Genomic DNA, 22,163 nt, shown 5'->3' with positions numbered 1-22,163 from the left:
GGCGCATATACGTCACGTGCCTACAGGTTGACGGTCCGTGAACACCCGGAATTCGTGGGATGCCAGGTCTCGTATTGGTGGTGCAGAGTGGGTCCTGAGACCTGTCGGCTGGGGATGCTGAGGAGCGACGGCAGGTAGTTCCTGGGGAGGAACAGCGTGGCTTTTGAGGAGAAGGCGGCGCCGCCGCCTGCGTTGCCAGACGGGTCAATCCCGACGTACGGCGGTCACGGGCTGCCAGGGAGCACGAACGGCGAGCCACCGCTGTCGCCGTTCGGCTGGGGTCCGAGCCTGACGTACTTCGACAACAAGAGCATCCGCGGCCGGGCACCTGTGGGCAGCGTGCTCCCGTTCATCGTTCTGCTCGTCCTGTACGGCGGAATCGTCTCCGCGCTGCTCACCGCACTCGCCGTCCGCGCCTGATCCTTCGACGCGCGCCTCGCCTCTGGCCCAGTAGTTGCTGTTGGCATCATGCTGGTGACCGGGAGGTGTGATGCGGCTGGACGGGAAAGTTGCGCTGGTCACCGGTGCGTCGGCGGGGATCGGTGCGGCGGTTGCTGAACGGCTCGCGGTGGCGGGCGCCCGGGTGGTGGTGCACGGGCGCGACGCGGAGCGCACCGCTGAGGTCGCCACGAGAGTAGGCGGAGCACCTGTCCTGGGCGATCTCGCCCTGCCGGGCGTCGCTGCCGAGGTCGCGGATGCCGCCCTGGCTGTTCATGAGCGGATCGACATCCTGGTCGCGAACGCCGGGCTGGGGTGGTCCGGGCCGTTCGTGCAGATGCGGGCCGAGGAGATCGACCATCTCGTCGCGCTGGATCTGCTCGCGCCGTTGCAGCTGGTCAGGTGCTTGCTTCCGTCGATGGTCGAGCGGCGCGGCGGGCATGTAGCGCTGGTCGGCTCGATCGCCGGTCGTACGGCGGTTGCCGGTGAAGCCGTGTATGCCGCCACGAAGGCCGCACTCGACGTCTTCGCCGAGAGCCTTCGCCTGGAGATTCGTGGTAGTGGTGTATTCGTGAGCCTGACCGTCCCGGGTGTCGTCGACACCGGTTTCTTCAGCGCTCGCGGCCGGCCGTACGACCGCAAGCGCCCCCGCCCGGTGCCCGTCGCCGACGTCGCGCGGGCGCTGGTTGATGGCATCGCCAACGATCGTGCCGAGATCTGGATTCCCCGTTGGTTGCGCGTCGCACCCGCCGTACGCGCGCTTGCGCCGGGACTGTACCGGCAGCTGTCGGCGCGGTTCGGCGAGCAGGTGATGCCACGGTGAGAGGCATCGTCGTACCGTCGGCGGACGCGTTCTTCCTGCATATCGAGCGGACCGGCGCACCGCAGCACGTCGGCGGCATCGTCGTCCTCGAACCGTCGGCCCGACGCCCGACGATCGACGAGGTCCGCACGATCGTCGCGGACGGCTTCGCGCAGTTGCCGCGGATGCACCAACGGCTCGGACCGCCGTCGCGTTGGCGCCGGCCGCGCTGGATCGAGGCCGGCGAAGCCGACCTGGACTGGCACGTCGTCGAGCACCGGTCCACCGACGGGTACGCCGGTCTGCTGCGTTACATCGGCGACCTCGCCGAGCAACCGATGCCCAGGGACCGTCCGATGTGGCGGATCGCGATCGTCCGCGACATCGGTCCGGGCGGTGTCGACGGGCTGGTCGTGCTGGTCCACCATTCGATTGCCGACGGCATCGGAACGGTCCTGCAAACGTTCAGCCTGTTCGAGCCGCCGACCAAGATCGAGCTGCCGTCCGGCGCCGGTCCCGGTCGGCTGACGCGCGCCGTGGCGACAGCCGTCGGCCTCGCCCAACTCGCAACCGACGGTACGGCGGCCAAGCTGCCGCCGAGCTCGCTGCGTCGCGAGTTCGCCACCGCGGCGGTCGAGCTTGACGTCGTACGACGGGCCGCGTCCGCCCGCGGCGTACGTGTCACCGATGTGCTGATCGCCCTGCTCGCGGACAGCGTGTACGCCGTCGCGCCCGGACTCGCCCAAGCGGTGAACGGGCAGCTGCGCTTCTCGGTGACGACGATGGTTCGTACGCCGGACAGTGCGGCCGAGGGCAATGCGACGGCCGCGGTCATGGTCGAGGTGCCGGTCGACGGACGGCCGTTCGACGACTTGCTGACCGAGGTGTCGGCGCGAACCAGGCGGCTGCAGCGGCCGACCCGAGCGCTGGCTTCCCGGTTCGTGCTGGCGACCGGATTGCGGCTCGTGCCGGAGCCGTTCGCGCGCTGGTTCGCGCCGACCGTCTACGGGCAACGATTCCTGCACGCGGTGGTCTCGAACATGCCCGGCACGACCGAACAGCTGTCGTTCGCGGGTGTGCCCCACGATCGGGTGTATCCGATCCTGCCGCTGGTGCCGGGGACTCCGCTCGCCGTCGGTGCGCTGAGCTGGACAGGCGTCCTGGGGATCGGTCTCGCGACCGATCCACAGCTGATCGACGGTCCGGCGCTGGCCGCCCGGCTCAACCAGGCGTTGGCGCGGTTAAGGACCGGGCCACTCGAGGGCGAGGAACAGGCGAGCGCGTGATTCGGGGTCGTCCAGGCGATCGCCGTACAAGGCCCTGAGCCGGGCCATGCGATAGCGGACGGTCTGCGGGTGGATGCTCAGCTCGTGCGCGATCGCCTGCCGGTCGCCGAAGTGCTTCAGCCAGCTGGCCAGCGTCTCCGCGAGCCGCTCGCGGGCAGCCTCGGTCTCGCCGGCGAGCGGCGCGAGCATCTCCTCCCGTAAGGCGGCCACCAGGGCCTCGTCCCGCCAGACGATCAGCGCGTCGAGATGCTCGTCCGCGAACACCGGGTCGTCCGTGAGTACGCCGGTGTTGCGCAACCGGACCGCGATCCGGGCGATCTCCAGGCTGCGCGGGAGCTGAGCCAGGGCGACCGAATTGCCAACCACTGCGCCCATCCCGGCGAGCTCGCGGCTCAACTGCAGGCGGCGACCCGGGCCGGACGGTTCCGGAATGATCGCGCCGACCACGGCAGCGTTGCGACGAATCGGCAATGCACCGGGCTCGAGCCGTGCCACCAGCGTCCCGGCCGGCTCCTGGTCGCCGTCGCTGTAGATGACAACCGCTGCGGTCTCCGGGATCCGCCAGGCGGCCTGCTGCGCGGCAGTCCGGATCGCCTCCGTGCCGGCCCGTCCGGAGAGCAGGAGGTTGGCGAGGTCTTCGCGGCGTCGTTCGCGCGCCATCGCATCCTCGATCTGCTCCTGCAGGTAGCCGTCGGCCGCGGAGAAGGACAGCTGGTTGACGAAAACGAAGACCGAGTCGGCCAGCGCGGCGAGGTTGTCCGGCGCGAAGTCCAAGCGGAGCGCGGTGGCGGCGACGTGCCGCCAGGCCACCCGGGCCCCGAGCTGAAAAGCTGTCAGTAGTCGGGTCAGGTCGTTGCCCTCCTGCAACTGGCGTCGGCCGATCTCCTCGAAGACCCGTCGGACCGTCTCGTCGGCGCGGTCGAGGGTGGTCTGCTCCGGGTTGGCCAGGTTGGCGATCGACATGTCCAGCAGACGGTGCACGAACAGCTCGGCCGGCTTCACGACCGCGGCCCGGTCGGTGTCGAGGAAGGCGGCGTAGTCCGGCCAGTGCTCGGCCAGCCGGTCCCGCACTTCGGCCACCAGGTCAGGTAGTCCGTCGAGCAAAGCGTCCTCGAGCCGTGCCCGGTCGAAGGTTGCGATGGTCATTGAAGACTCCTCGGGGGGAACCCACTGAGGCCAACTGTAATCCTGTGACAAATTCTGGCCTGCCGAATGTTCGTCAACGGGGCAGAGTTGGCACGAAACCGCTTCCCATCATGGAACTGTGCATCCAGACGGACTGCAGAACGTCGCCCCCCTCCGGCAACTGGGTAGAAGGGAACGCACCGAGAACTTTCCTGTCGCACTGAAGCTCCTGCCCGCCTCGCACCGGGAGTCGCTGCACGCTGTCTACGGTTACGCGCGGACCGTCGACGAGTTTGGCGACAGCTACGCCGGTGACAGTACGGCGGCGCTGCGCGCGTTCTCGGTGGATCTCGACCACATCTGGGCCGGTGAAGAGCCCGAGCATCCGGTACTGCGCAGGCTGCGCCCGATCGTCCGGCAGCACGATCTGCCGACCGATCCCTTCCACCACTTGATCCAGGCCAACCTGCAGGACCAGACGGTCACCCGCTACCGAACCTTCGAGGACCTGGTCGGGTACTGCCGGCTCTCTGCCGATCCGGTCGGTCGCATGGTGCTCGGCGTCTTCGACGTACACGATCCCGAAACTGAGCGCCTGTCGGATCTGGTGTGTACGGCGCTGCAGCTGGTGGAGCACTGGCAGGACGTCGCCGAGGATCGCCACGCGGGGCGGATCTACCTGCCGCAGGACGACCTCACGACGTACGGCGTGGCGGAGACCGATCTCGATCGACCTCAGGCGACACAGCAACTGCGCGACTTGATGATGTTCGAGACTGCGAGGGCCGCGAAGATGCTCGACGAAGGTGCAGCGATCGTCGGCCGGTTGCACGGCTGGGCGCGGATAGCCGTGGCCGGGTTCGTGGCCGGTGGTCAGGCGACGGTCCGGGCGTTGCGTCGTACCGGCGGCGATGTACTGGCTCGGCAGGCCAAGCCGTCCAAGCTCGCTACCGTCCGCTTACTGGTCAAGGCGGTCGCTCGATGACGCAGCTGAGCGAGACGGTTGCGGAGGCGTACGCCGCCTGCCTGGATATCACCCGGACCGAGGCACGCAACTTCTACTACGGCATCCGCCTGCTGCCACCGCCGAAACGCAACGCCCTGTCGGCGCTGTACGCATTGGCGCGTCGCATCGACGACATCGGCGACGGTGACCTGCCGCTGGAGGAGAAGCGCGCCGCGCTGGCCGGAGTACGCAAGGATCTCGGTCGGCTCGGGGATATCGACGAGCCCGTGTACGTCGCGGTTGCCGACGCAGCGCGCCGGTACCCGGTGCCGCTCGGCGCCTTCGAGGAACTGGTCGCGGGGGTGGAGACCGACCTTGCCGACGTACGCATCGGTGATTTCGACGAGCTGGTCGTGTACTGCCGGCGCGTCGCGGGCTCGGTCGGGCGGCTGTGCCTGTCGATCTTCGGCCCGACGGGCTCGGCCGACCTCGAGACGCTCGCCCTGTACGCCGACCAGCTCGGTATCGCGTTGCAGCAGACCAACATCCTCCGCGACATCCGCGAGGACCTGACCAACGACCGGATCTACCTGCCGGCCGACGAACTCGAACGCTTCGACGTCCTGATCGAACTCGACGAGCACGGCAACCTCGACGATCCACAAGGCCGGCTGGCCGGGTACATCCGGTACGCCGCCGGCCGCGCGCAGGACTGGTACTCGCTCGGCTGGCGTCTGCTCCCGTACCTCGACTGGCGCAGCGGCGCGTCCTGCCGGGCGATGTCGGGCATCTACCACCATCTGCTCCGCCGGATCGGAGCCAACCCCGTGTTGGTCTACGACCAGCGCTTGTCATTGTCGGCGGGGGAGAAGGCACAGGTCGCGATCGCCTCGCTTGCGGGAGCCCGCTCATGAGGAGGGTCGCTGTGGTCGGAGGTGGCCTCGCAGGGATCACTGCGGCGCTGCAGCTGGCTGATGCCGGGTGTGAGGTGGTCCTGCTGGAGGGGCGGCCGAAGCTGGGCGGCCTGACCCATTCGTTCGAGCGCGACGGGCGGTGGATCGACAACGGGCAGCACGTGTTCCTCCGCTGCTGTACGTCGTACCTCGGGTTGCTCGAGCGGCTCGGAGTGCGGGATCAGGTTCAGCTGCAGTCACGGCTCGACGTACCGGTGCGGAGCGGACAGCGTCGCGGCGTCGGGCGGATTCGGCGGAACGCGATGCCGGCGCCGCTGCATCTCGGGCCGGCGCTGGCGACGTACCGCTGGTTGAGCCTGGCCGAGCGGGTTGCTGCGGTGCGCGGCGCGTTGGCGATGGGTCGGGTGGATCGGACGGCAGCGGAGACCGACGCGCAGTCGTTCGGCAGTTGGCTGGCGGCGCACGGGCAGGACGCGCGGGCGGTGGAGGCGCTGTGGGAGTTGATCGGGATCGCGACGCTGAACGCGCGTGCTGACGACGCGTCTCTTGCTGTCGCGGCAACGGTGTTCCAGGTCGGTCTGCTGGAACGGAGTGATGCTGCGGATATCGGGTGGTCGTTGGTGCCGTTGCAGCAACTGCACGGCGAGGCTGCTGCGCGTGCGTTGACGGCTGCCGGTGTTGCTGTCCGGTTGCGGGCGCGGGTTCGGGCTCTGGACGCGGTGGATGGTGCGTGGACGATCGAGGGGGAGCGGTACGACGACGTCGTACTGGCGGTGCCGCCCTCGGAGGCCGCGAGCCTGCTGCCGGACGATGCGGTGGACTTGCCGGCCGGGTGGGCGGAGGCACTCGGCAGCTCTCCGATCGTCAACGCGCACGTGGTGTTCGACCGCGTGGTGCTCGACGAGCCGTTCGTTGCCGGCGTCGACAGTCCACTGCAGTGGGTCTTCGACCGCACCGTCCAGAGTGGAAGCAATCCGGCCGAGCAGTACATCGCCGTCTCACTGTCGGCGGCCGATGAGCTGATCGACACCCCGGTGACCGAACTGCGCGACGTGCTGGTGCCTGCCCTCCGGCGGCTGCTCCCGGCGGCCGCCGACGCGCGTGTGAAGGAGTTCTTCGTGACCCGAGAGCGACATGCCACCTTCCGGCCGGCACCAGGCACCGGCCGTTTCCGCCCCGACGCGACCACCACCCGCCCCGGCCTGCACCTGGCAGGCGCCTGGACCGCCACCGGCTGGCCCGCCACCATGGAAGGCGCCGTCCGCAGCGGCCAAGCCGCCGCCTCCTCGGTTCTGAGCCGCACGGTGGAGTCCGCGGGGTCGGCGGCCGAGCCGTCGGTGGGGGATGTGGTCCTGTGACGGCTGTGGAGAGGATGCCTTCGGCAACTAACGTGCTGGATCTGCTGGCCCGTGGGCGGGAGCTGGTTGATCCGCACCTGCGGCACGCGCTGGAGCGGCTCGACGAGCACAGCCGGTTGGTTGCGACGTACCACTTCGGTTGGTGTGACGAGGAGGGTCGTCCGACCGGGGCGAACTCCGGTAAGGCGATCCGGCCGGGGCTGACCCTGCTCGTCGCCGAGGCTGTGTGTGGATCACCTGAGCCCGCGGTGCCCGGTGGTGTCGCGGTCGAGCTGATCCACAACTTCTCGCTGATCCACGACGACCTGATGGATCGCGATACGCAACGCCGCCATCGCCGTACCGTCTGGGCGATCTGGGGCGACGCGACCGCGGTGCTGGTCGGCGACGCGCTCGCGTGTCTCGCGGACGAAGTGCTTGCCGAGTGCAACTCGCCGTACGCCGTTCACGCCGGGCACGCCCTCGCAGTCGCCACCCGCGAACTGATCCGCGGGCAGGTGCTCGACGTCGCGTTCGAACGCCGCGAATCGGTCAGCCTGTCCGAGTGTGTGGATATGGCGGCGGGCAAGACCAGCTCGTTGCTCGGTGCATCGGCGCAGCTCGGGGCGATCCTGGCGGGTGCCGACGCCGCGACCTGCGAGGCGTTCCGGACGTACGGCTGGGAGCTCGGGCTGGCCTTCCAGATCGTCGACGATCTACTGGGCATCTGGGGAGCGCCGGAGAAGACCGGTAAGCCTGTGTTCTCCGACCTGCGCGCGCACAAGAAGACGTTGCCTGTCGTGTGGTCCCTCGAGTACGGCGGTGTGCACGGGCGCGAGTTGGCCGCGTGGTTCGCCGAGACAAGCGATCCGAGCGAGGACGACGTACGACGGGCCGCCGTACTCGTCGAGGATGCGGGCGGTCGGGAATGGGCGTTGGCAGAGGCCGAGGAGCGGGTGCGTAAGGCCGGGAAGGCGCTCGACGCCGCGGGTATCGCTCCGGCCAATCGGGATCAGCTCGATCAGTTGGCCCAGTTCATCGCGGAGCGGCAGCTGTGACGGCCGAACAGGTAGCCGATGCCGACCTGCGCGTCGAGGAGTGCCTTGACGCCGCGGTGGCCTACCTGCGTTCGTTGCAGCACGACGACGGCTGGTGGAAGGGCGACCTGGCAACCAACGTGACGATGGACGCCGAGGACCTGATGCTGCGGCACTTCCTCGGTGTGGCGACTGCGCAGACCGACGCGGAGACAGCGCGGTGGATCCGGTCGCAGCAACGTGAGGACGGGACGTGGGCGACGTTCCCGGGTGGGTCGGGCGATCTGTCGACGACGGTCGAGTCGTGGGTCGCGTTGCGGATGGCCGGCGATGATCCGGCCGCCGCACACATGGCTCGGGCGGCGTTGTTCATCCGGTCTGCGGGCGGGGTCGAGAAGGCCCGGGTGTTCACGCATATCTGGTTGGCGTTGTTCGGTTTGTGGGAGTGGGACGACTGTCCCGATCTGCCGCCGGAGATGATCTTCCTGCCGAGTTGGGCGCCGTTGAACGTCTACAACTGGGCGTGCTGGGCGCGGCAGACGATCGTGCCGCTGACGATCGTGAGCGCGCATCGTCCGGTGCGTCCGGTCGCCTTTACCGTGGAGGAGTTGCGGGCGGGTACGACGGTTGTGCCGCGCCGGGCGCCGTGGACGCTGGAAGGTGCCTTCCAGCGGCTGGACGTCGTACTGAATGCGTACTCGCGGTGGGGACCGCGCGGGCCGGCGAAGGGGCTGCGGCGGTTGGCGATGCGGCGGGCGGTGGAGTGGATCGTTGCCCGGCAGGAGGCCGATGGTGGGTGGGGTGGTATCCAGCCGCCGTGGGTGTACTCGCTGATCGCGCTGGATCTGATGGGGTATGCGATCGATCATCCGGTGATGGCGGCGGGGTTGCGCGGGCTCGAGGGTTTCACTGTGCACGCGGAGACTGCTGAGGGGCCGGCGCGGTGGTTGGAGGCTTGTCAGTCGCCGGTGTGGGATACCGGGCTGGCCGTCGGGGCGTTGCTCGATGCAGGTGTCGAGCCGGACGACAAAACGGTGCTCAAGGCAACCGATTGGTTGCTGGCGGAGCAGATCGACGCGCCGGGGGACTGGCAGGTACGTCGGCCTGGGTTGGTGTCCGGCGGGTGGGCGTTCGAGTTTGCGAACGACGGCTATCCGGATACGGATGACACGGCGGAGATCGTGCTGGCCTTGCGGCGGGTCGACCATCCTGAGCCCGCCCGGTTGCGGAAGGCGTTGGACAAGGCGGTCGAGTGGACGGCCGGGATGCAGTCTGCTGATGGCGGGTGGGGTGCGTTCGATGCGGACAACACGGATACCACGCCGTTGAAGCTGCCGTTCTGCGACTTCGGCGCGGTCATCGATCCACCGTCGGCGGATGTGACTGCGCATGTGGTCGAGATGCTGGCGGCTGAGGGGCGGACCGAATCTGCCGAGTGTCAGCGTGGGGTGCGCTGGTTGCTGGACTCGCAGGAGAAGGACGGATCGTGGTTCGGGCGTTGGGGGACGAACCACGTGTACGGCACGGGTGCCGTCGTACCTGCGCTGATCGCTGTCGGCATGTCGCCGCGGGATCCCGTCATCCAGCGGGCGGTGCGGTGGGTGGAGGAGCACCAGAACGCCGACGGCGGATGGGGCGAGGACCTGCGTTCGTACGTCGACCCGTTGTGGATCGGCCGTGGTGACTCCACCCCGTCGCAGACGGCGTGGGCGCTGCTCACCCTGCTTGCCGCCGACGAGCGAGGTGACGCCGTACACCGGGGGATCGGCTACCTGGTCGACACCCAGCGCGCGGACGGCGGCTGGGACGAACACCGCTACACCGGCACCGGTTTCCCGGGCGACTTCTACATCGGCTACCACCTGTACCGCCTTGTCTTCCCGATCTGGGCCCTGGGCCGCTACCTCGGGAGAGACAGATGACTCCCGTCGTCTACACCCCCTTATTCGCCGAGTACTTCGCCCTCCGCGACAAGCTGACGATCCCCCTGACCCGCACCGGCCGCTCACAGGGCACCCCAGCCCAGGGCCCCGCGCTGATTGCGGGCGTCGGCGGCGCGCTCATAGACCGCATCGCGCCAGGTGATGTCATCGTCGCGAGCGAGATTCGCCAGCGTGGCGAGCCGGGGGCGGCGTCGGGCGCCGGACCGGGCGAGGGCCGGCGGGTCGTACCGAGCTATTCGGCTGAGTTGGTCGCGGGGCAGTTGCGCCGGTTGGGGATGACCGTTCACACCGGGCCGGTTGTGACGACGGACCAGGTGATCGACGCGGTCGGTGCGCGGGCTGCGCTGGCGGCCACCGGGGCGATTGCTGTTGACACCGAGTCTGGTCTGCTGGCGGGGGATGACGGGCAGAGCGTCGTTGTGCGGGTGATGGTTGATACGCCGGCGCAACCGTTGCGCCGTGTCGGGATGCCTGCTCGGGGGATCAAGGCGTTGGCTCAGCTTCGGCGTACTGCTCCGGCAATCGATGCCTGGGCGAGGGCTGTAGGCGAGCGGGAAGTCCGGCTCGCGGCGCCGCGGTCGTTCTGTGCTGGGGTTGAGCGCGCGATCGACACGGTGGAACGGGCGTTGGAGCGGTTCGGGGCGCCGGTGTACGTGCGTCGCCAGATCGTTCACAACCGGCATGTCGTCAATGACCTCGAGCGCCGCGGCGCGGTCTTCGTCGAGGAACTGGACGCCGTCCCCGAAGGCAGCCTCGTCGTACTCGCCGCCCACGGTGTCGCACCGGCCGTACGACGGCAGGCGGACGAGCGTCGTCTCACAGTCATCGACGCCACCTGCCCCCTCGTCGCGAAGGTGCACCACGAGGTACGCCGGTACGCCGCCCGCGACACCACCGTCGTACTCATCGGCCACCCGGACCACGAGGAAGTGATCGGCACGATGGGCGAGGCGCCGGAGCACGTGATCGTCGTCGCGTCTCCGGCCGAGGCGGAGACGGTCGACATCCCCGACCCGGCAAAGGTCGGCTACGCGATGCAGACCACGCTCGCCGTCGAAGAAGCCGCCGAGACAGCCGCAGTACTGCGGCGCCGCTTTCCCCTGCTGATCGAACCAAGAACCGACGACATCTGCTACGCGACCAGCAACCGCCAGGCCGGCGTCCGCGAGATCGCCGCACAGTCCGACCTGGTGATCGTGCTCGGTTCGCAGAACTCGTCCAACTCGCAACGCCTCGCCGAAGTCGCCGAGGCGGCCGGTGCCCGCGCAGTACTCGTCGACGACGCCGGCGAGCTCGACCTCGAGCTCCTGGCCGGTGCCGAGCGGATCGGCATCACCGCGGGAGCGTCGGCCCCGCCTGAGCTCATCGACCAGTTGATCCGCTGTTTGTCCGGGCTGGGCCCGGTGTCCGTCACCGAGAACGGGACGCTGACCGAGGACGTCCGCTTCGCGCTACCGAAAGAGGTGAGTCAGCCGTGAGCATGCCGCTACGGCAGTCCATCCGCCTGGGCGGATACCTGATGAAGCAGAAGCTCCGGCGCCGGGAGAAGTTCCCGATCCTGCTCGAGCTCGAGCCGCTGTACGCGTGCAACCTGAAGTGCGCCGGCTGCGGCAAGATCCAGCAGACCCACGACTGGCTGAAGAAACGGATGTCGGTCGAGCAGGCCGTCGCCGCGGTCGAGGAGTGCGGTGCGCCGATGGTGTCGATCGCGGGCGGCGAACCCCTGATGCACAAGGAGATCGACGAGATCGTCCGGCAGTTGCTTGCCCGGGGCAAGATCGTGTTCCTGTGCACGAACGCCGTCCTGATGCCGAAGCATCTGCACAAGTTCGCACCGCACAAGAACTTCGCGTGGATGGTGCACATCGACGGCCTGCGCGAGCGGCACGACCAGTCGGTCTGCAAGGACGGCGTGTTCGACCAGGCCGTGGACGCGATCAAGCAGGCGCAGGCGGCCGGCTTCCGGGTGATGACCAACACCACGTTCTTCGACACCGACAGCCCGCAGGACGTCATCGACGTACTCGATTATCTGAACGACGAGCTGAAGATCGACAACATGCAGATCTCGCCGGGGTTCGCCTACGAGAAGGCGCCGGACCAGGAGCACTGGCTCGGCCCGGAGGAGACCCGGCAACTGTTCCGCAAAGCGTTCGGCGACGGCCGGCGGAAGAAGTGGCGGCTGAACCACTCGCCGCTGTTCCTCGACTTCCTCGAAGGCAAGGTCGACTTCAGCTGTACGGCGTGGGCGATCCCGCTGTACTCGCTGAAGGGCTGGCAACGCCCGTGCTACCTGATGGACGACGGGTACGTCGGGACGTACCAGGAACTCATCGACGACACCGACTGGGACAGCTACGGACGCGGCAAGGACGCGCGCTGCGCGAACTGCATGGCGCACTGCGGCTACGAACCGACCGCAGTCGTTGCGACCCTCGGCTCCCTCCGCGAATCGATCCGCGCCGCCGTCAGCTGACCACTGTCTGATGGGTACACCCACCTGGCTGTGGGTTCACCCACCGGAATCCGGTTGGCCAACCCACAGCCAAGTGGGTTCACCCACCGGAGTGCTCGCGGAGGCTGAGGATGGTGAAGGCGACGATCGCGAAGGCGGTGAGCGTGGCGGGGATGAAGAAGACGTGGGGGAGGCCGATCGCCGCCACGCCGATGCCGCCGATCGTGCCGCCGATCGCCGAGCCGAGCGGGATCGCGCCCAGGAAGACGCCGGACGCGGTGCCGGCGCCTTCCGGGTAGAGGTGCTGGGCGATGGAGACGCCGAGCGCGCCGACGCACGCCCAGAGGCCGGCGTTCAGGATCTGGCCGAGGAACAGCCCGGCGACCGACGTACTGAGGGCGTAGGCCAGGTTGCCGCACAGGCCGAGTACGGCGCCGGCCGTCATCGCTCGCATCGGGCCGAAGCGGTCGGCGAGGCGGGCGACGACGGGCAGCATGAGGAGTTCGAGCAGCGGTTGGATGCCGATCACGAGGCCGCGCACCGAATCGGAGGTGTGGAGCTGCTCAGCCATGTAGATCGGGAGGTAGCCGAACTTGATGGTGTCGCCCGTCATCGCCAGCACGCAGACGGCGGTGAACACCAGCAACGGCATCATGTGATCGATCCGCCGGCGCTCAGGCTGGTCAGAGGGCGTGCGGGTCGACGGGACGTCGTACCGCTCGACGCGCTGACGCCCGAGCGGGATGATCGCGGCGAACACGCAGACCGCGGTCGCGACCAGCAGCGCCCGCAGCCCGAACACACCGCCGAACCAGCTGCCGAACACTGGCCCGAGGATCCAGCCCGTCGTGAACGCCATCCGGATGGTCGCGATGACCCGGTTCTCGGCCCGGGTCGGGTGGCGGCTGAGCTCGTCGCGGCAGGCGGCGAACAACTGCGCCATCGAGCCGCCGGCAACGCTCAGCGCGAACGTGCTGATCACGAACGGCATCCACACTGCGTTTGCCGACGCCATCAGCAGCCAGCCGGCCGCTCCGACCACCGAGCAGATCCGGAACCACAGCAGCCGGTCGTGACTCCGGTCCGACCAGCGGCCGACGATGAACCCGGCGATCGGGGAGGCCACGTTCGTCACGTAGTACAGCCCGGCGAGCGGCAGCGGCGTCCCGAGATCGCGGACCAGGAACAGCGTGAGTTGTGGAGTCGCTGCCGACAGCCCGACCCCGGCGATCAGCAGTGAGAGGAAAGCCGAACGGTAGAACCGTGACCGAAGCACAGTGCCCAGGGCCGACTCCGACCGGTCCAGCATCCACCCCTCCAACGGAAAGCGCCTGCCTCGAACGATAGGCGTTATGCCGCGATCTTGCTTAAGTGTGTCAGTCCTCGAACAACAGACCGTCCGGCTAGAGCCGACCGGCCAGCCGGACCGTCCGGTCGGCGAGGTCGGAGATCACCGAGTTGTCGAAGCCGAAGAGCGCGGAGCGAGTCCGGTTCTCGAGCGGCGCGATGAGTTGCTCCGGCAGGTTCTGGGTGCCGCTCAAGATCCCGAGGACCGACCCCACGGTCGCGCCGTTCGAGTCGGTGTCCCAGCCGCTCATCACCACCCGCCCGACACCGGTCAGGTAGTCGCCCTCCGACCAGAGCAACGCCGCCGCGACGATCGCCGCGTTGTTGATCGTGTGAATCCACGAGTAGTGCCCGTACCGCTCCTGGATCACCCGAAGCGCGTCCTCCCACGAGCCCTCGAGCTCCAGCACGTCCCGGATCGCCTCGGCCAGCCGCGACTGCGGTGGCACGACGGCCAGTGCGCGCTCGACGGCCTCGCGCGGTGAAGACGCCGTGAACGCCGCTGCAACGAGCGCCGCGGCCCACATCTCGCCATAGATCCCGTTCCCGACATGCGACAGCGCAGCGTCCTGGTAGGAGAGCCGCGCGGCCGCCCAGGGGTCACCGGCGTGCACGTACCCGAAGACGTCGCCACGGATCTGCGCGCCGATCCACTCCCGGTACGGATTCCGTCGCCGCGCCACCTCGGGCACGGTGAACCCGTCCACGAGATTCACGTACGCCGCCCGCTCCGCCGTGAACACCTGGCCGACCGGGAACAGCCGCAGCCACGCCGCGCCGACGTCCTCGGGACGCAACCCGCTGCCATGTGTTTCGAGTAGATGCAGCGCCAGGATCGGGTAGTCGATGTCGTCGTCGCGCGCCGAACCCTTCACGTTCCCCCGCGTCGTCTCCGGCCAGCACGACGTCAGCTCGAACCCGTCCGGCATCGGATCGAGCACCGGCACGTAGTCCCGCAGTGGGTAGGAGTCCGCGAGCGTCAGGTAGTCGCGGATCCGGGCCGACGTCCAGTAATCCCCCGATTCGACCGGCTTCCCCACGTTGCACCCGGCGATCCGGCCGAGCCACGCGGCGTGGATCTTGTCGGCCAGGTCAGGCACCTCCGCCGGGTCAGCCGCCTCCGGGAGCACGCCGAGCGTCTCCTCGATCTCGTCGAGCTCGTCCGGTTCGACGTACTTCCAGCCCGGCAGCCTGGCCGCCAACGACATCCGGTCGACGAGGTCGAGCACCGCGGCCCGGTCCTCCGGGTCGGTCCGGTTGGCTTCGCGGACCACCTCGTCGACGTCGTACCCGGTCTCCCGCCGCTGCCGCACCTCGGCGTACAGCAGATCCGCCGGCCGCATCGCGTCGTAGTGTCCACTCGAGTACCCGGGCCCCAGCTCCACAGCGCCTCCTCGTCCTGTCCGCTTCTGGCTAGGGTCTCAGCATGCAGCTGAAATCGATGCCCCGGGCCGCCTCGTGGTTGCACGTCGAGGTGCGGGTCGGGTTCGAGGTGCTCTTCGTGGACGGTCACCGGCTGCGCGGCCGGACGTCGGCCCGCGAGGGGGAGTCGACGTGGTACGTCGGGTACGAGATTGACGTAGACCCCGACTGGCGGACGCGATCCGTGCACGCGATCAACTCGAGCGCGTCGGGGGATCGCGAACTCGTGCTCGAACGGAGTACCGACGGTTGGACCGTCGACGGGGTGGCTCGGCCGGATCTGGACGGCTGCCTCGACGTGGACTTCGAGTCGTCAGCGGTCACGAACACGCTCCCGATCCACCGGCTGCCGTTCGTCGTCGGTGAGGCGTACGACGTGCCGGCCGCGTTCGTGCAGGCCGACGACCTGAGCGTGATCCGGCTCGAACAGCGCTACACCCTGCTGAGCTCCGACGACCGCCGGCACGTCTTCCACTACGAGTCCGCGACGTTCGACTTCGCGTGCGAGCTGACGTACGACGCCTCGGGACTCGTCCTGGATTACCCGGGCATCGCCGTCCGCGACCGTTAGAAGCAAACTGTGCCCGCCCTCCGGGGGAGGGCGGGCACAGTGCTCAGACGGAGGTTGGGCTGGTGGTCAGCCGCCGTTGAGGGTGTCGAAGTTCGGCGCGATGCGGAAGTACTGCGGGTCCGAGAAGGTCAACGGGACCTTGCCCAGGCTCTTGATCACGGTGCTCGTACCGTTGGCGTGACCAACGGCGTAAAGGTACCCGGACTTGGTGTCGCGGTCGATCGCCAGCAGCAGCGTGCCGCTCGTGCCGCACTTGGTGGCGATCAGCTGCTCGAAGCCCTGCCAGGTCGCGGTGCGAACCGTCTTGCCGACCGTCGCGGCGTTGTTCTTGGTCGGCCAGGTGACCGTCAGCAGCGTGCCGGCCCGGGTGTTGGCGATGAAGGTCTCGGTGGTGTCGGTGCGGCCGATCAGAGCCATCGACTTCACCGTGCTGAGGCCGCCGACCCCGCCGGTCGAGCGCCAGCCGGAGCCCTCGGCAACCCAACGGTCCAGCTGGCCGTTGGTGCGCTGGGCATACAGCGTGGTCCGGGTCGGGGACCCGACCTTCTGGTGGATGGACTGGTCGATCCAGCGGTAGCCGGCCCAGCCGCCACCGATGCGCAGGTTGTTGTGCGGGTAGTGCGGGTCGATCTGGCTCTCGGTGTCGACGGTGAACGTGCTCGAATACAGCGCGCCGCCTATGACGGTCAGCCCGGACCTGGTCTCGCCGCCGGCGCGGAGCGGGGTGCCGGTGACGGTGCTGATGTGCTGGACCTGGTTCGCGCCGAACACTCCGGCCGTCCCCCGGACTCCGCCGACGGTGATCGGCGCCGTGGCGTTGATCATCCGGCTGGTGAACGCCCCGTTGGCCGTCACCGATCCGAGCCGGAGTGCGCATGCGGCGGTCGTGCTGGACTCTGCGGTCGGCTTCGCCTGCGCCGACGACGCTGCGGCCGCGCCGAGCCCCAGTGCGAGCACCGCGGCCGAAGCCAGACTTGCGGTCTTGCGAAACATGTGGATCGTCCTCCCCTGGTGCGGAGGCGTCCGCGCCTCCGTCGTACCGCATTGGATTCCGGCCGCCGCCGAAAAGTTCACAGCCGTGTTGCGGGAAATCCCGGCGTCCGGCCCGACTAGGGTTCGGGGTGATCGGGCGGACTAGCGGGGACGGAAGGGAGGGCGCGGCGGCGAAGAGTTCGGCGGCGGGTCCGGCCGCGCGCCGTACTCCGCGTCCTGGTCCCGGTGGTGCTCGTGCTCTCGATGACTCCGGACTTGTTGCTGCTGGCAACCGGATTTATCCCGCACACCTCCGGCATCGCGGTCGCCGTCCCGGCGTTCGAGCTGTCAAGAGGTTGAAGGCTGCGTGGTTGAGAGCGACATCGAAGTGACCCTGTGACATACACGACTCGGCCGGCGTTCGCCGGTGGTTCAACGGGGCGTGTGAAAGCTGCCGTGTGACCGGGCTACCTGGTAGACACAAGACTCGGCACGGGCGGCGGACAGGGAAACGGCTTCGATGGTGATGGTGTGGCGGTTCGGCGCCGTGAGCGTCGACGCTGTCATGGCGGTGATCCGTGACCCGGCGACCTTCGCGGACTGGATGGTCGCCGTGCCGTCCCCGCTCCGGGCCGGGCCGAGCTGGCCGGAGACCGGGTCCGTGATCCAACGCGACACCGGCCGGGAGATGCGCGGCCGCCACATGCAGAACCGCAGCCTGATCGTCGCGATCGTCGATCGCTGGCGACCCGATCGGGAGCTGATCGTCCGGCTGCGCAGCGGGCTGGGCGGTTGGGTCCAGATCGCCGTCTCGGTTCAGCCGCGTCCCGGCGGATCCCTGATCGAGGTGAGTGCCGAACCGCTGACCGCCTCCGCTCGCCTCCGGTACGCCGGCACCGGCCGCAACGCCGCCGAACGACGCTGCGCCCTCGTCGCCGAACGCCTGATCGCGCTGGCGACCCCAAGCCCCGTCGACGAGTACTAGGGGATCAGCACGATCCGCCCGAACACCTCGCCGGCGTCGATCTTCTGATGAGCAACTACGGCGTCGTCGAGCGCCAGCTGCTCATGCACGACCGTTGGCAGCTCACCTCGAGCGGCTGCCGCGAACTGCTCGGCTCTGACAGTACGACGCTGCTCGGCCGGCACAGTGTCGGCGCTGAAGGTGGAGAACGTCAGCGAACTGCGGAACGCCGCCATCAACGTCGTACCGAAGTCGGCAGGCGGTTGGCCACCCACGATGCCGACGACAACAAGTCGGCCGTTCGGCTTCAGCTTGCCGAAGTACGTCGGCAGGTCCGGACCAGCGACGACATCGACGATGACGTCGTACGCCGGGGGACCGTCGCCCGCGCCGGATCGGTCCAGAACGTGGATCGCGCCGAGCCGGCGCAGCTGTTCGCCGCGCTTGGCCGACGAGGTCGTGACCGCTACAGCGGATGCGCCCCGGCGGGCAGCCAACTGCACGCTCAGGATGCCGATGCTGCCCGCGGCGCCGCGAACCAGGACGGACTCATCGGGCTGGAAATGCACGTGTTCCAAGGCGAAATGGGCCACGACTCCCGAACTGCCGAGCGTCACGGCGTCGGCGGCAGACAGGTCGTCGGGAAGCGGTACGACGTGGTCGATCTCGGCTGTCGCGTGATCGGCATAACCACCACCCAGGCCGGTGAAGCCCCACACGCGTCGGCCGATCCAGGACTCGTCGACCTCCCGGCCGACGGACTCCACCGTGCCCGCGACCTCGGAGCCGGGCACGAGTCCTTCGGTGAACCCCCAGCCGGCGAGGCTGCCGTTGCGGATCAGCGCGTCGACACCACCGACGCCGATCGCGTCGACGGCGATCAGCACCTCGGTCGGTCCGGGCACGGGCTTCGGCAGGTCGACCACGCTCAGCCCGTCCGGCGCGCCGAATGCCTTGATGATCACGGCCTTCACTCTAAGTTCCTCTCGATCGGTTGCGGATCGAGCCTATGTGGACGCAGGTGTCCACTTAGCTAGAGTGAGAGTGATGACCGAGCAATTGCCTCAGAAGCTGCGTTCCGACGCGGAGGACAACCGCGACCGCATTCTCGAGTCGGCCCGCGTGCTGTTCGCCCGTGAGGGGCTGACTGTTCCGATGCGGGCGATCGCCCGGCATGCCGGGGTCGGGCCGGCCACGTTGTATCGCCGTTTCCCGACGAAGCAGCTGCTGGCGACCGAGGCGTTCGCCGAGCAGATCCGTGCGTGTCAGGCGATCGTCGACGAAGGTCTGGCGACGCCGGATCCGTGGCAGGGCTTCTGTTCGGTGATCGAGCGGATCTGCGAGTTGCATCTGCAGAACAGGGGATTCACCGATGCGTTCCTGGCGACGTACCCGGATGCGGTCGATATCGCCGAGAGCCGGGAGCTCACGCTGAAGTCGGTCGCGACCTTGGCGCGGCGGGCGAAGGCGCACGGCCGGTTGCGGAAGGACTTCGAGTTGGCTGATCTGATGATCATGCTGACCGCACATCGCGGACTGCACGTGTCGGATCCGGCAACCCGCACTACGGCGTCGCGCCGGTTCGCAACCCTTGTCGTACAGGCGTTCGCGGCCGAACACGCCTGAGGCGGTCGTGGTGAACGTCACTGGCCTTGTCGAAGCAGTCCGCTTCCGTGTTGTGGTTGCGTTGATCAACGATCCTTGACCACTTGGCGCAGGCGGTTCGTGGCGCGGAACTGGAGTTGCTTGATCGCGCCGTCGGTGCGGTCCATCGCCGCTGCGGTCTCGCTGATCGACAGGCCGGCGAAGAAGCGCAGTACAAGGCATTCGCGCTGATCGTCGGGCAGCCGGGTGAGTGCGTCGCGCACCGTCGCCGTGCTCACGGACAACAGTGCGGCCTGCTCCGGTCCGACGGCGTCGTCGACCTGCGGAGTGATCTCGTCGGTGACGATCGCCAGCCTGCTCCAGCCGGAGCGGTGGTGGTCGATCACGACGTTCCGGGCGATGGTGACGAGCCAGGCCGCGAAGTTCAGCTGTGCCCGCGGCCGGCGGGCGATCGCGCGGAACGCTCGCAGGAACGTCTCACTGGTCAGATCCTCGGCCGCGCTGCGGGACGAGGTCTTGCTGTAGGTGTAACGGTAGATGGACGGCAGGTACCGATCGTAGAGCTGCCCGAAAGCGGCTCCGTCACCCGCTTGCGCGAGCCGGATCAGTGCGTCCTCGTCGTCGGAATCGTCGGTGTGTCTGTGATCGGCAACCCTGTAGGCAGCCGTGCTTGCACCTGCGATGGCCATGCGCTTCCCAAGCCCCGTTCTCAGTCAGCTACGCGGTGAACATCACGAAAAGGTTACCGAAAGTCGCCCACCGTGTCACTCCCCTTCCTCCCTGTCACGTGTCCTGTGTCAACGGCTCGGGTTCGAGGTGAAGGTTCGGATGCGCCTTGGTTTGTGATTCAGTGCCCTATGCGTTTCAGGCTGGACACGTCGTACGACGCCTCTCCGGAGGAAGTGTTTGCGATGATCACCGACATCACGTTCCAGGGACAGGTGTTCGAGCGGCTGCGGGTGCATTCGTACGACGTCGTGGTGGGAGATGCCGGTGACGACCTGAGGGTGCGGTTCCACTGGCAGACGCAGGCGTCCGACGTGCCGGTGGTTGCGCGGCGGTTCGTCGGGAACACGTTGGAGCTGGCGCAGGTGAAGGTGTGGCACCGGCCCGATGCCAACGGCGCGCGTGAGGCTGACGTCGACGGTGAGGTGACCGGCGTACCGGTGAAGGTGTCCGGCACGACCCGCATCGTGCCGGACGGGCGCGGGACCACCCAGGCGTTCGACCTGCAGGTGACGGCCTCGGTGCCGATGGTCGGCAAGGGTATCGAGCAAGTGGTCGCCGACGCCGTACGCGTCAGGTTGGAGAAGAAGTTCGAGGTGGCCCGCGCCTGGCTGTCCGGCTCGTTGTGATTTCACGCCAGGGCTGAGTTCGCGCTCTGAATCCCAGCCCCAGCGGCTATTCGCGCCAGCCGGTCAGGTCGACGGACTTGGCGGTGTCGACGCGGAACGCGAGTTTGATCGCGGTTTCCTTGCCGGCGGGGAGGTCGAGTTTCCAGGTGATGACGCCGAGGTCGGTGGTCTCGGCCGGCTCGGGTTCGGCGCTGAGCGGCTTGACGGTGATCTCGTGGTCGCGTGCCACCGGCAACTGATCGAGGACCGTGATACGGGCGTTGCGCGGCGTGTGGTTCTCGATCTTCGTCTCGTACTCGACCTGACGGCGGCGCGTCGATCCGAGCGTCGCCTTGCTCGCTTCCCGGCGTACCAGCTTGCGCTCGACGCGGATGCGGTCGTCGAGGCCCAGCGCGAGTTCGACGTCCTCACCGGGAGCCCACAACGGCAGCGCGGCCGAGCCGACGAACTCCGCTTCGTGGAAGACCGAGGCCTTGCCGGCGGGCAACGTGTGCGCGGACGAGTTCACCACCGTGGCGCGCAGATGAACGTCGGTCGATCGCACCGGTGCCGTGATGTAGTCCAGCTCGGCCTCGAGGTCGATCGAGGCGATCGTCGCGCGGTGCGTTGCTCCGTCCGCCGGTACGGCGACCGGCCGCGGCGGGGTATAGCTCGCGGCGGTCATGCCCTGTTCGACGGTCGCCTCGACGGCATCGAACGCCGCCTGCTCGGCGACAAGCGCGGACGCTCTGCGGGACTGGAGATTCTCTCGTCCGCCCGCCACTTGCATGCCGAGCGCGACCGGGCCACCGGGCGCGACCGGCATCGGCGGCTGGAAGCGGTCGAGGTACCACGGGTCGAGCTCAGGCACCTTCGCGGTGACCGTCGGCCGCGCTGTCGACAGGGTCAGGTCGCACTCCGGCCAGTCCTCGCCGGACTGCTGGGTGATCAGGCCGTACCAGCTGAGCGTGAGCCGGCCGCCGGTGAGACGGACGTCGTACGAGCTGGTCCAGTTGGCCGCGGGCACGACGTACGAGAGCTCGATCTCCACCTCGGCCTCGGTCTCCAGCGCGAGCGCGATCGCAGCCGTCCGCCGGTCGGGGATGCGCTGCTGCACGATCGCGGCCAGCCGACGGTCCGCGGCGGCAAGACGCTTCTCGGCCTCGCGGCGTTGCGCGGCGAGCTCGCGTCGGGTCGCGCGTACGGCGGACAACCGGTCGGTGAGCGACTCGGTGAAGCCGCCCAACTCGGCGCCCGCGTCGCCGGATGCCAGCGTGCGCGCGAAGCTGTTGCCGGCGCGGCGGGCCAACTGTGCGAGGAATGTGTCGAGCTGCGCCTGGACGTCATCGGCGTCGATGAGCTGCGTGACCTCGTCCTGTGCGTCGAGCCGCGCTTGCTCCAGAGCCGCGACGGTCTCGTCCGGCGCCTGCGGGTAACGCTGGGTCGCTACGTCCACGCCGAGCACGGTCGCGGGTCCACGGCCGGCAACGCGAATCGAGTCCTCTTCCAAGGACAGCGGCAGCGGTTCGACGTATACGGTCTGGTCCCCAGCGGGCACGGTGATCTGTCCGCGTCGCGTCACCCGTGCGCGACCCGGATAGACAGTGACAGCAACGATCGGCGCATCCACCACGAGTTGGTCCATGCCTCCGACAGTAGCCGCCG

The 22,163-nt window shown here is 68.5% G+C and carries 21 protein-coding genes; 14 read left to right on the top strand and 7 right to left on the bottom strand.

Annotated features, from left to right (window positions below):
• The first annotated feature begins 156 nt into the window (after positions 1–156).
• The 3 genes from EV653_RS12765 (at position 157) to EV653_RS12755 (ending at position 2,526) form a co-directional block, all read left to right on the top strand.
• On the top strand, positions 157–420 hold the full coding sequence (locus EV653_RS12765) for a hypothetical protein (RefSeq protein ID WP_134101978.1): 264 nt from the start codon (positions 157–159) through the stop codon (positions 418–420).
• Between the two features lie 70 nt (positions 421–490).
• Positions 491–1,261: an SDR family NAD(P)-dependent oxidoreductase gene (locus EV653_RS12760; RefSeq protein ID WP_134101975.1), complete on the top strand. Its 771-nt coding sequence runs from the start codon at positions 491–493 to the stop codon at positions 1,259–1,261.
• Positions 1,258–2,526, top strand: a complete 1,269-nt coding sequence (locus EV653_RS12755; RefSeq protein ID WP_134101972.1) for a wax ester/triacylglycerol synthase domain-containing protein — start codon at positions 1,258–1,260, stop codon at positions 2,524–2,526. Before EV653_RS12760 ends, EV653_RS12755 begins: the two co-directional genes overlap by 4 nt.
• On the opposite strand, the gene EV653_RS12750 is transcribed toward EV653_RS12755, so the two are convergent.
• Complete coding sequence (locus EV653_RS12750; protein ID WP_134101969.1) at positions 2,482–3,672, bottom strand: PucR family transcriptional regulator; 1,191 nt, start codon at positions 3,670–3,672, stop codon at positions 2,482–2,484. The two genes, EV653_RS12755 and EV653_RS12750, sit on opposite strands and share 45 nt — an antisense overlap.
• A gap of 118 nt (positions 3,673–3,790) precedes the next feature.
• On the opposite strand from EV653_RS12750, the gene hpnC reads away from it, so the two are divergent.
• The 7 genes from hpnC to hpnH are packed head-to-tail and all read left to right on the top strand — an operon-like array spanning position 3,791 to position 12,304.
• A complete protein-coding gene (hpnC, locus tag EV653_RS12745) occupies positions 3,791–4,636 on the top strand; it encodes a squalene synthase HpnC (RefSeq protein ID WP_238159693.1) in 846 nt (281 codons plus the stop codon).
• Positions 4,633–5,511 carry a squalene/phytoene synthase family protein gene (locus tag EV653_RS12740; protein ID WP_134101966.1) on the top strand — a complete coding sequence of 293 codons (879 nt, stop codon included), beginning with the start codon at positions 4,633–4,635 and terminating at the stop codon, positions 5,509–5,511. The genes hpnC and EV653_RS12740 overlap by 4 nt, the downstream gene beginning before the upstream one ends.
• The gene (gene hpnE, locus EV653_RS12735; protein ID WP_134101963.1) at positions 5,508–6,869 is read left to right on the top strand and encodes a hydroxysqualene dehydroxylase HpnE; all 1,362 of its coding nucleotides are present in this window, start codon (positions 5,508–5,510) and stop codon (positions 6,867–6,869) included. The genes EV653_RS12740 and hpnE overlap by 4 nt, the downstream gene beginning before the upstream one ends.
• A 14-nt stretch (positions 6,870–6,883) precedes the next feature.
• Positions 6,884–7,906 carry a polyprenyl synthetase family protein gene (locus EV653_RS12730; protein WP_134101961.1) on the top strand — a complete coding sequence of 341 codons (1,023 nt, stop codon included), beginning with the start codon at positions 6,884–6,886 and terminating at the stop codon, positions 7,904–7,906.
• A complete protein-coding gene (gene shc / locus EV653_RS12725; RefSeq protein WP_134101958.1) occupies positions 7,903–9,807 on the top strand; it encodes a squalene--hopene cyclase in 1,905 nt (634 codons plus the stop codon). The genes EV653_RS12730 and shc overlap by 4 nt, the downstream gene beginning before the upstream one ends.
• Positions 9,804–11,306, top strand: a complete 1,503-nt coding sequence (ispH, locus tag EV653_RS12720; RefSeq protein ID WP_134101955.1) for a 4-hydroxy-3-methylbut-2-enyl diphosphate reductase — start codon at positions 9,804–9,806, stop codon at positions 11,304–11,306. Before shc ends, ispH begins: the two co-directional genes overlap by 4 nt.
• A gap of 2 nt (positions 11,307–11,308) precedes the next feature.
• Positions 11,309–12,304: an adenosyl-hopene transferase HpnH gene (hpnH, locus tag EV653_RS12715; RefSeq protein WP_238159820.1), complete on the top strand. Its 996-nt coding sequence runs from the start codon at positions 11,309–11,311 to the stop codon at positions 12,302–12,304.
• Positions 12,305–12,383: 79 nt separating this feature from the next.
• On the opposite strand, the gene EV653_RS12710 is transcribed toward hpnH, so the two are convergent.
• Positions 12,384–13,592: an MFS transporter gene (locus tag EV653_RS12710; protein WP_134101950.1), complete on the bottom strand. Its 1,209-nt coding sequence runs from the start codon at positions 13,590–13,592 to the stop codon at positions 12,384–12,386.
• Between the two features lie 94 nt (positions 13,593–13,686).
• Positions 13,687–15,015 carry an ADP-ribosylglycohydrolase family protein gene (locus tag EV653_RS12705; RefSeq protein ID WP_202871576.1) on the bottom strand — a complete coding sequence of 443 codons (1,329 nt, stop codon included), beginning with the start codon at positions 15,013–15,015 and terminating at the stop codon, positions 13,687–13,689.
• 41 nt (positions 15,016–15,056) lie between these two features.
• Between EV653_RS12705 and EV653_RS12700 the strand changes: the two genes are divergently transcribed.
• Positions 15,057–15,623 (top strand): putative glycolipid-binding domain-containing protein, encoded by a 567-nt coding sequence (locus tag EV653_RS12700; protein ID WP_134101948.1) that lies wholly within the window; start codon positions 15,057–15,059, stop codon positions 15,621–15,623.
• 66 nt (positions 15,624–15,689) lie between these two features.
• Here EV653_RS12700 and EV653_RS12695 read toward each other — a convergent pair whose 3' ends face one another.
• On the bottom strand, positions 15,690–16,616 hold the full coding sequence (locus EV653_RS12695) for a hypothetical protein (protein WP_134101945.1): 927 nt from the start codon (positions 16,614–16,616) through the stop codon (positions 15,690–15,692).
• 499 nt (positions 16,617–17,115) lie between these two features.
• On the opposite strand from EV653_RS12695, the gene EV653_RS12690 reads away from it, so the two are divergent.
• Positions 17,116–17,580 carry a hypothetical protein gene (locus EV653_RS12690; protein ID WP_134101942.1) on the top strand — a complete coding sequence of 155 codons (465 nt, stop codon included), beginning with the start codon at positions 17,116–17,118 and terminating at the stop codon, positions 17,578–17,580.
• Here EV653_RS12690 and EV653_RS12685 read toward each other — a convergent pair.
• Entirely contained in the window at positions 17,577–18,524 is a 948-nt protein-coding gene (locus EV653_RS12685) for an alcohol dehydrogenase catalytic domain-containing protein (protein ID WP_202871575.1), read from the bottom strand. The two genes, EV653_RS12690 and EV653_RS12685, sit on opposite strands and share 4 nt — an antisense overlap.
• Positions 18,525–18,606: 82 nt before the next feature.
• On the opposite strand from EV653_RS12685, the gene EV653_RS12680 reads away from it, so the two are divergent.
• Positions 18,607–19,185: a TetR/AcrR family transcriptional regulator gene (locus EV653_RS12680; RefSeq protein WP_134101937.1), complete on the top strand. Its 579-nt coding sequence runs from the start codon at positions 18,607–18,609 to the stop codon at positions 19,183–19,185.
• Between the two features lie 65 nt (positions 19,186–19,250).
• Here EV653_RS12680 and EV653_RS12675 read toward each other — a convergent pair whose 3' ends face one another.
• Positions 19,251–19,853 carry a sigma-70 family RNA polymerase sigma factor gene (locus tag EV653_RS12675; RefSeq protein ID WP_134101935.1) on the bottom strand — a complete coding sequence of 201 codons (603 nt, stop codon included), beginning with the start codon at positions 19,851–19,853 and terminating at the stop codon, positions 19,251–19,253.
• A 168-nt stretch (positions 19,854–20,021) separates the two neighbouring features.
• Here EV653_RS12675 and EV653_RS12670 point away from each other — a divergent pair, with 168 nt between their 5' ends.
• Positions 20,022–20,519, top strand: coding sequence for a DUF2505 domain-containing protein (locus tag EV653_RS12670; protein ID WP_134101932.1), 498 nt, complete (start codon positions 20,022–20,024; stop codon positions 20,517–20,519).
• 46 nt (positions 20,520–20,565) lie between these two features.
• Here the strand turns inward: EV653_RS12670 and EV653_RS12665 are convergent, their stop codons facing one another.
• Positions 20,566–22,143, bottom strand: coding sequence for a DUF4139 domain-containing protein (locus tag EV653_RS12665; RefSeq protein ID WP_134101929.1), 1,578 nt, complete (start codon positions 22,141–22,143; stop codon positions 20,566–20,568).
• Positions 22,144–22,163: the final 20 nt, after the last annotated feature.

Source organism: Kribbella pratensis (genome assembly GCF_004365355.1).
In the GTDB taxonomy this organism is placed as follows: Bacteria; Actinomycetota; Actinomycetes; order Propionibacteriales; family Kribbellaceae; genus Kribbella.
The sequence above is the reverse complement of the archived record's forward strand: the minus strand, read 5'-3'. Positions and strand labels throughout refer to the sequence as shown.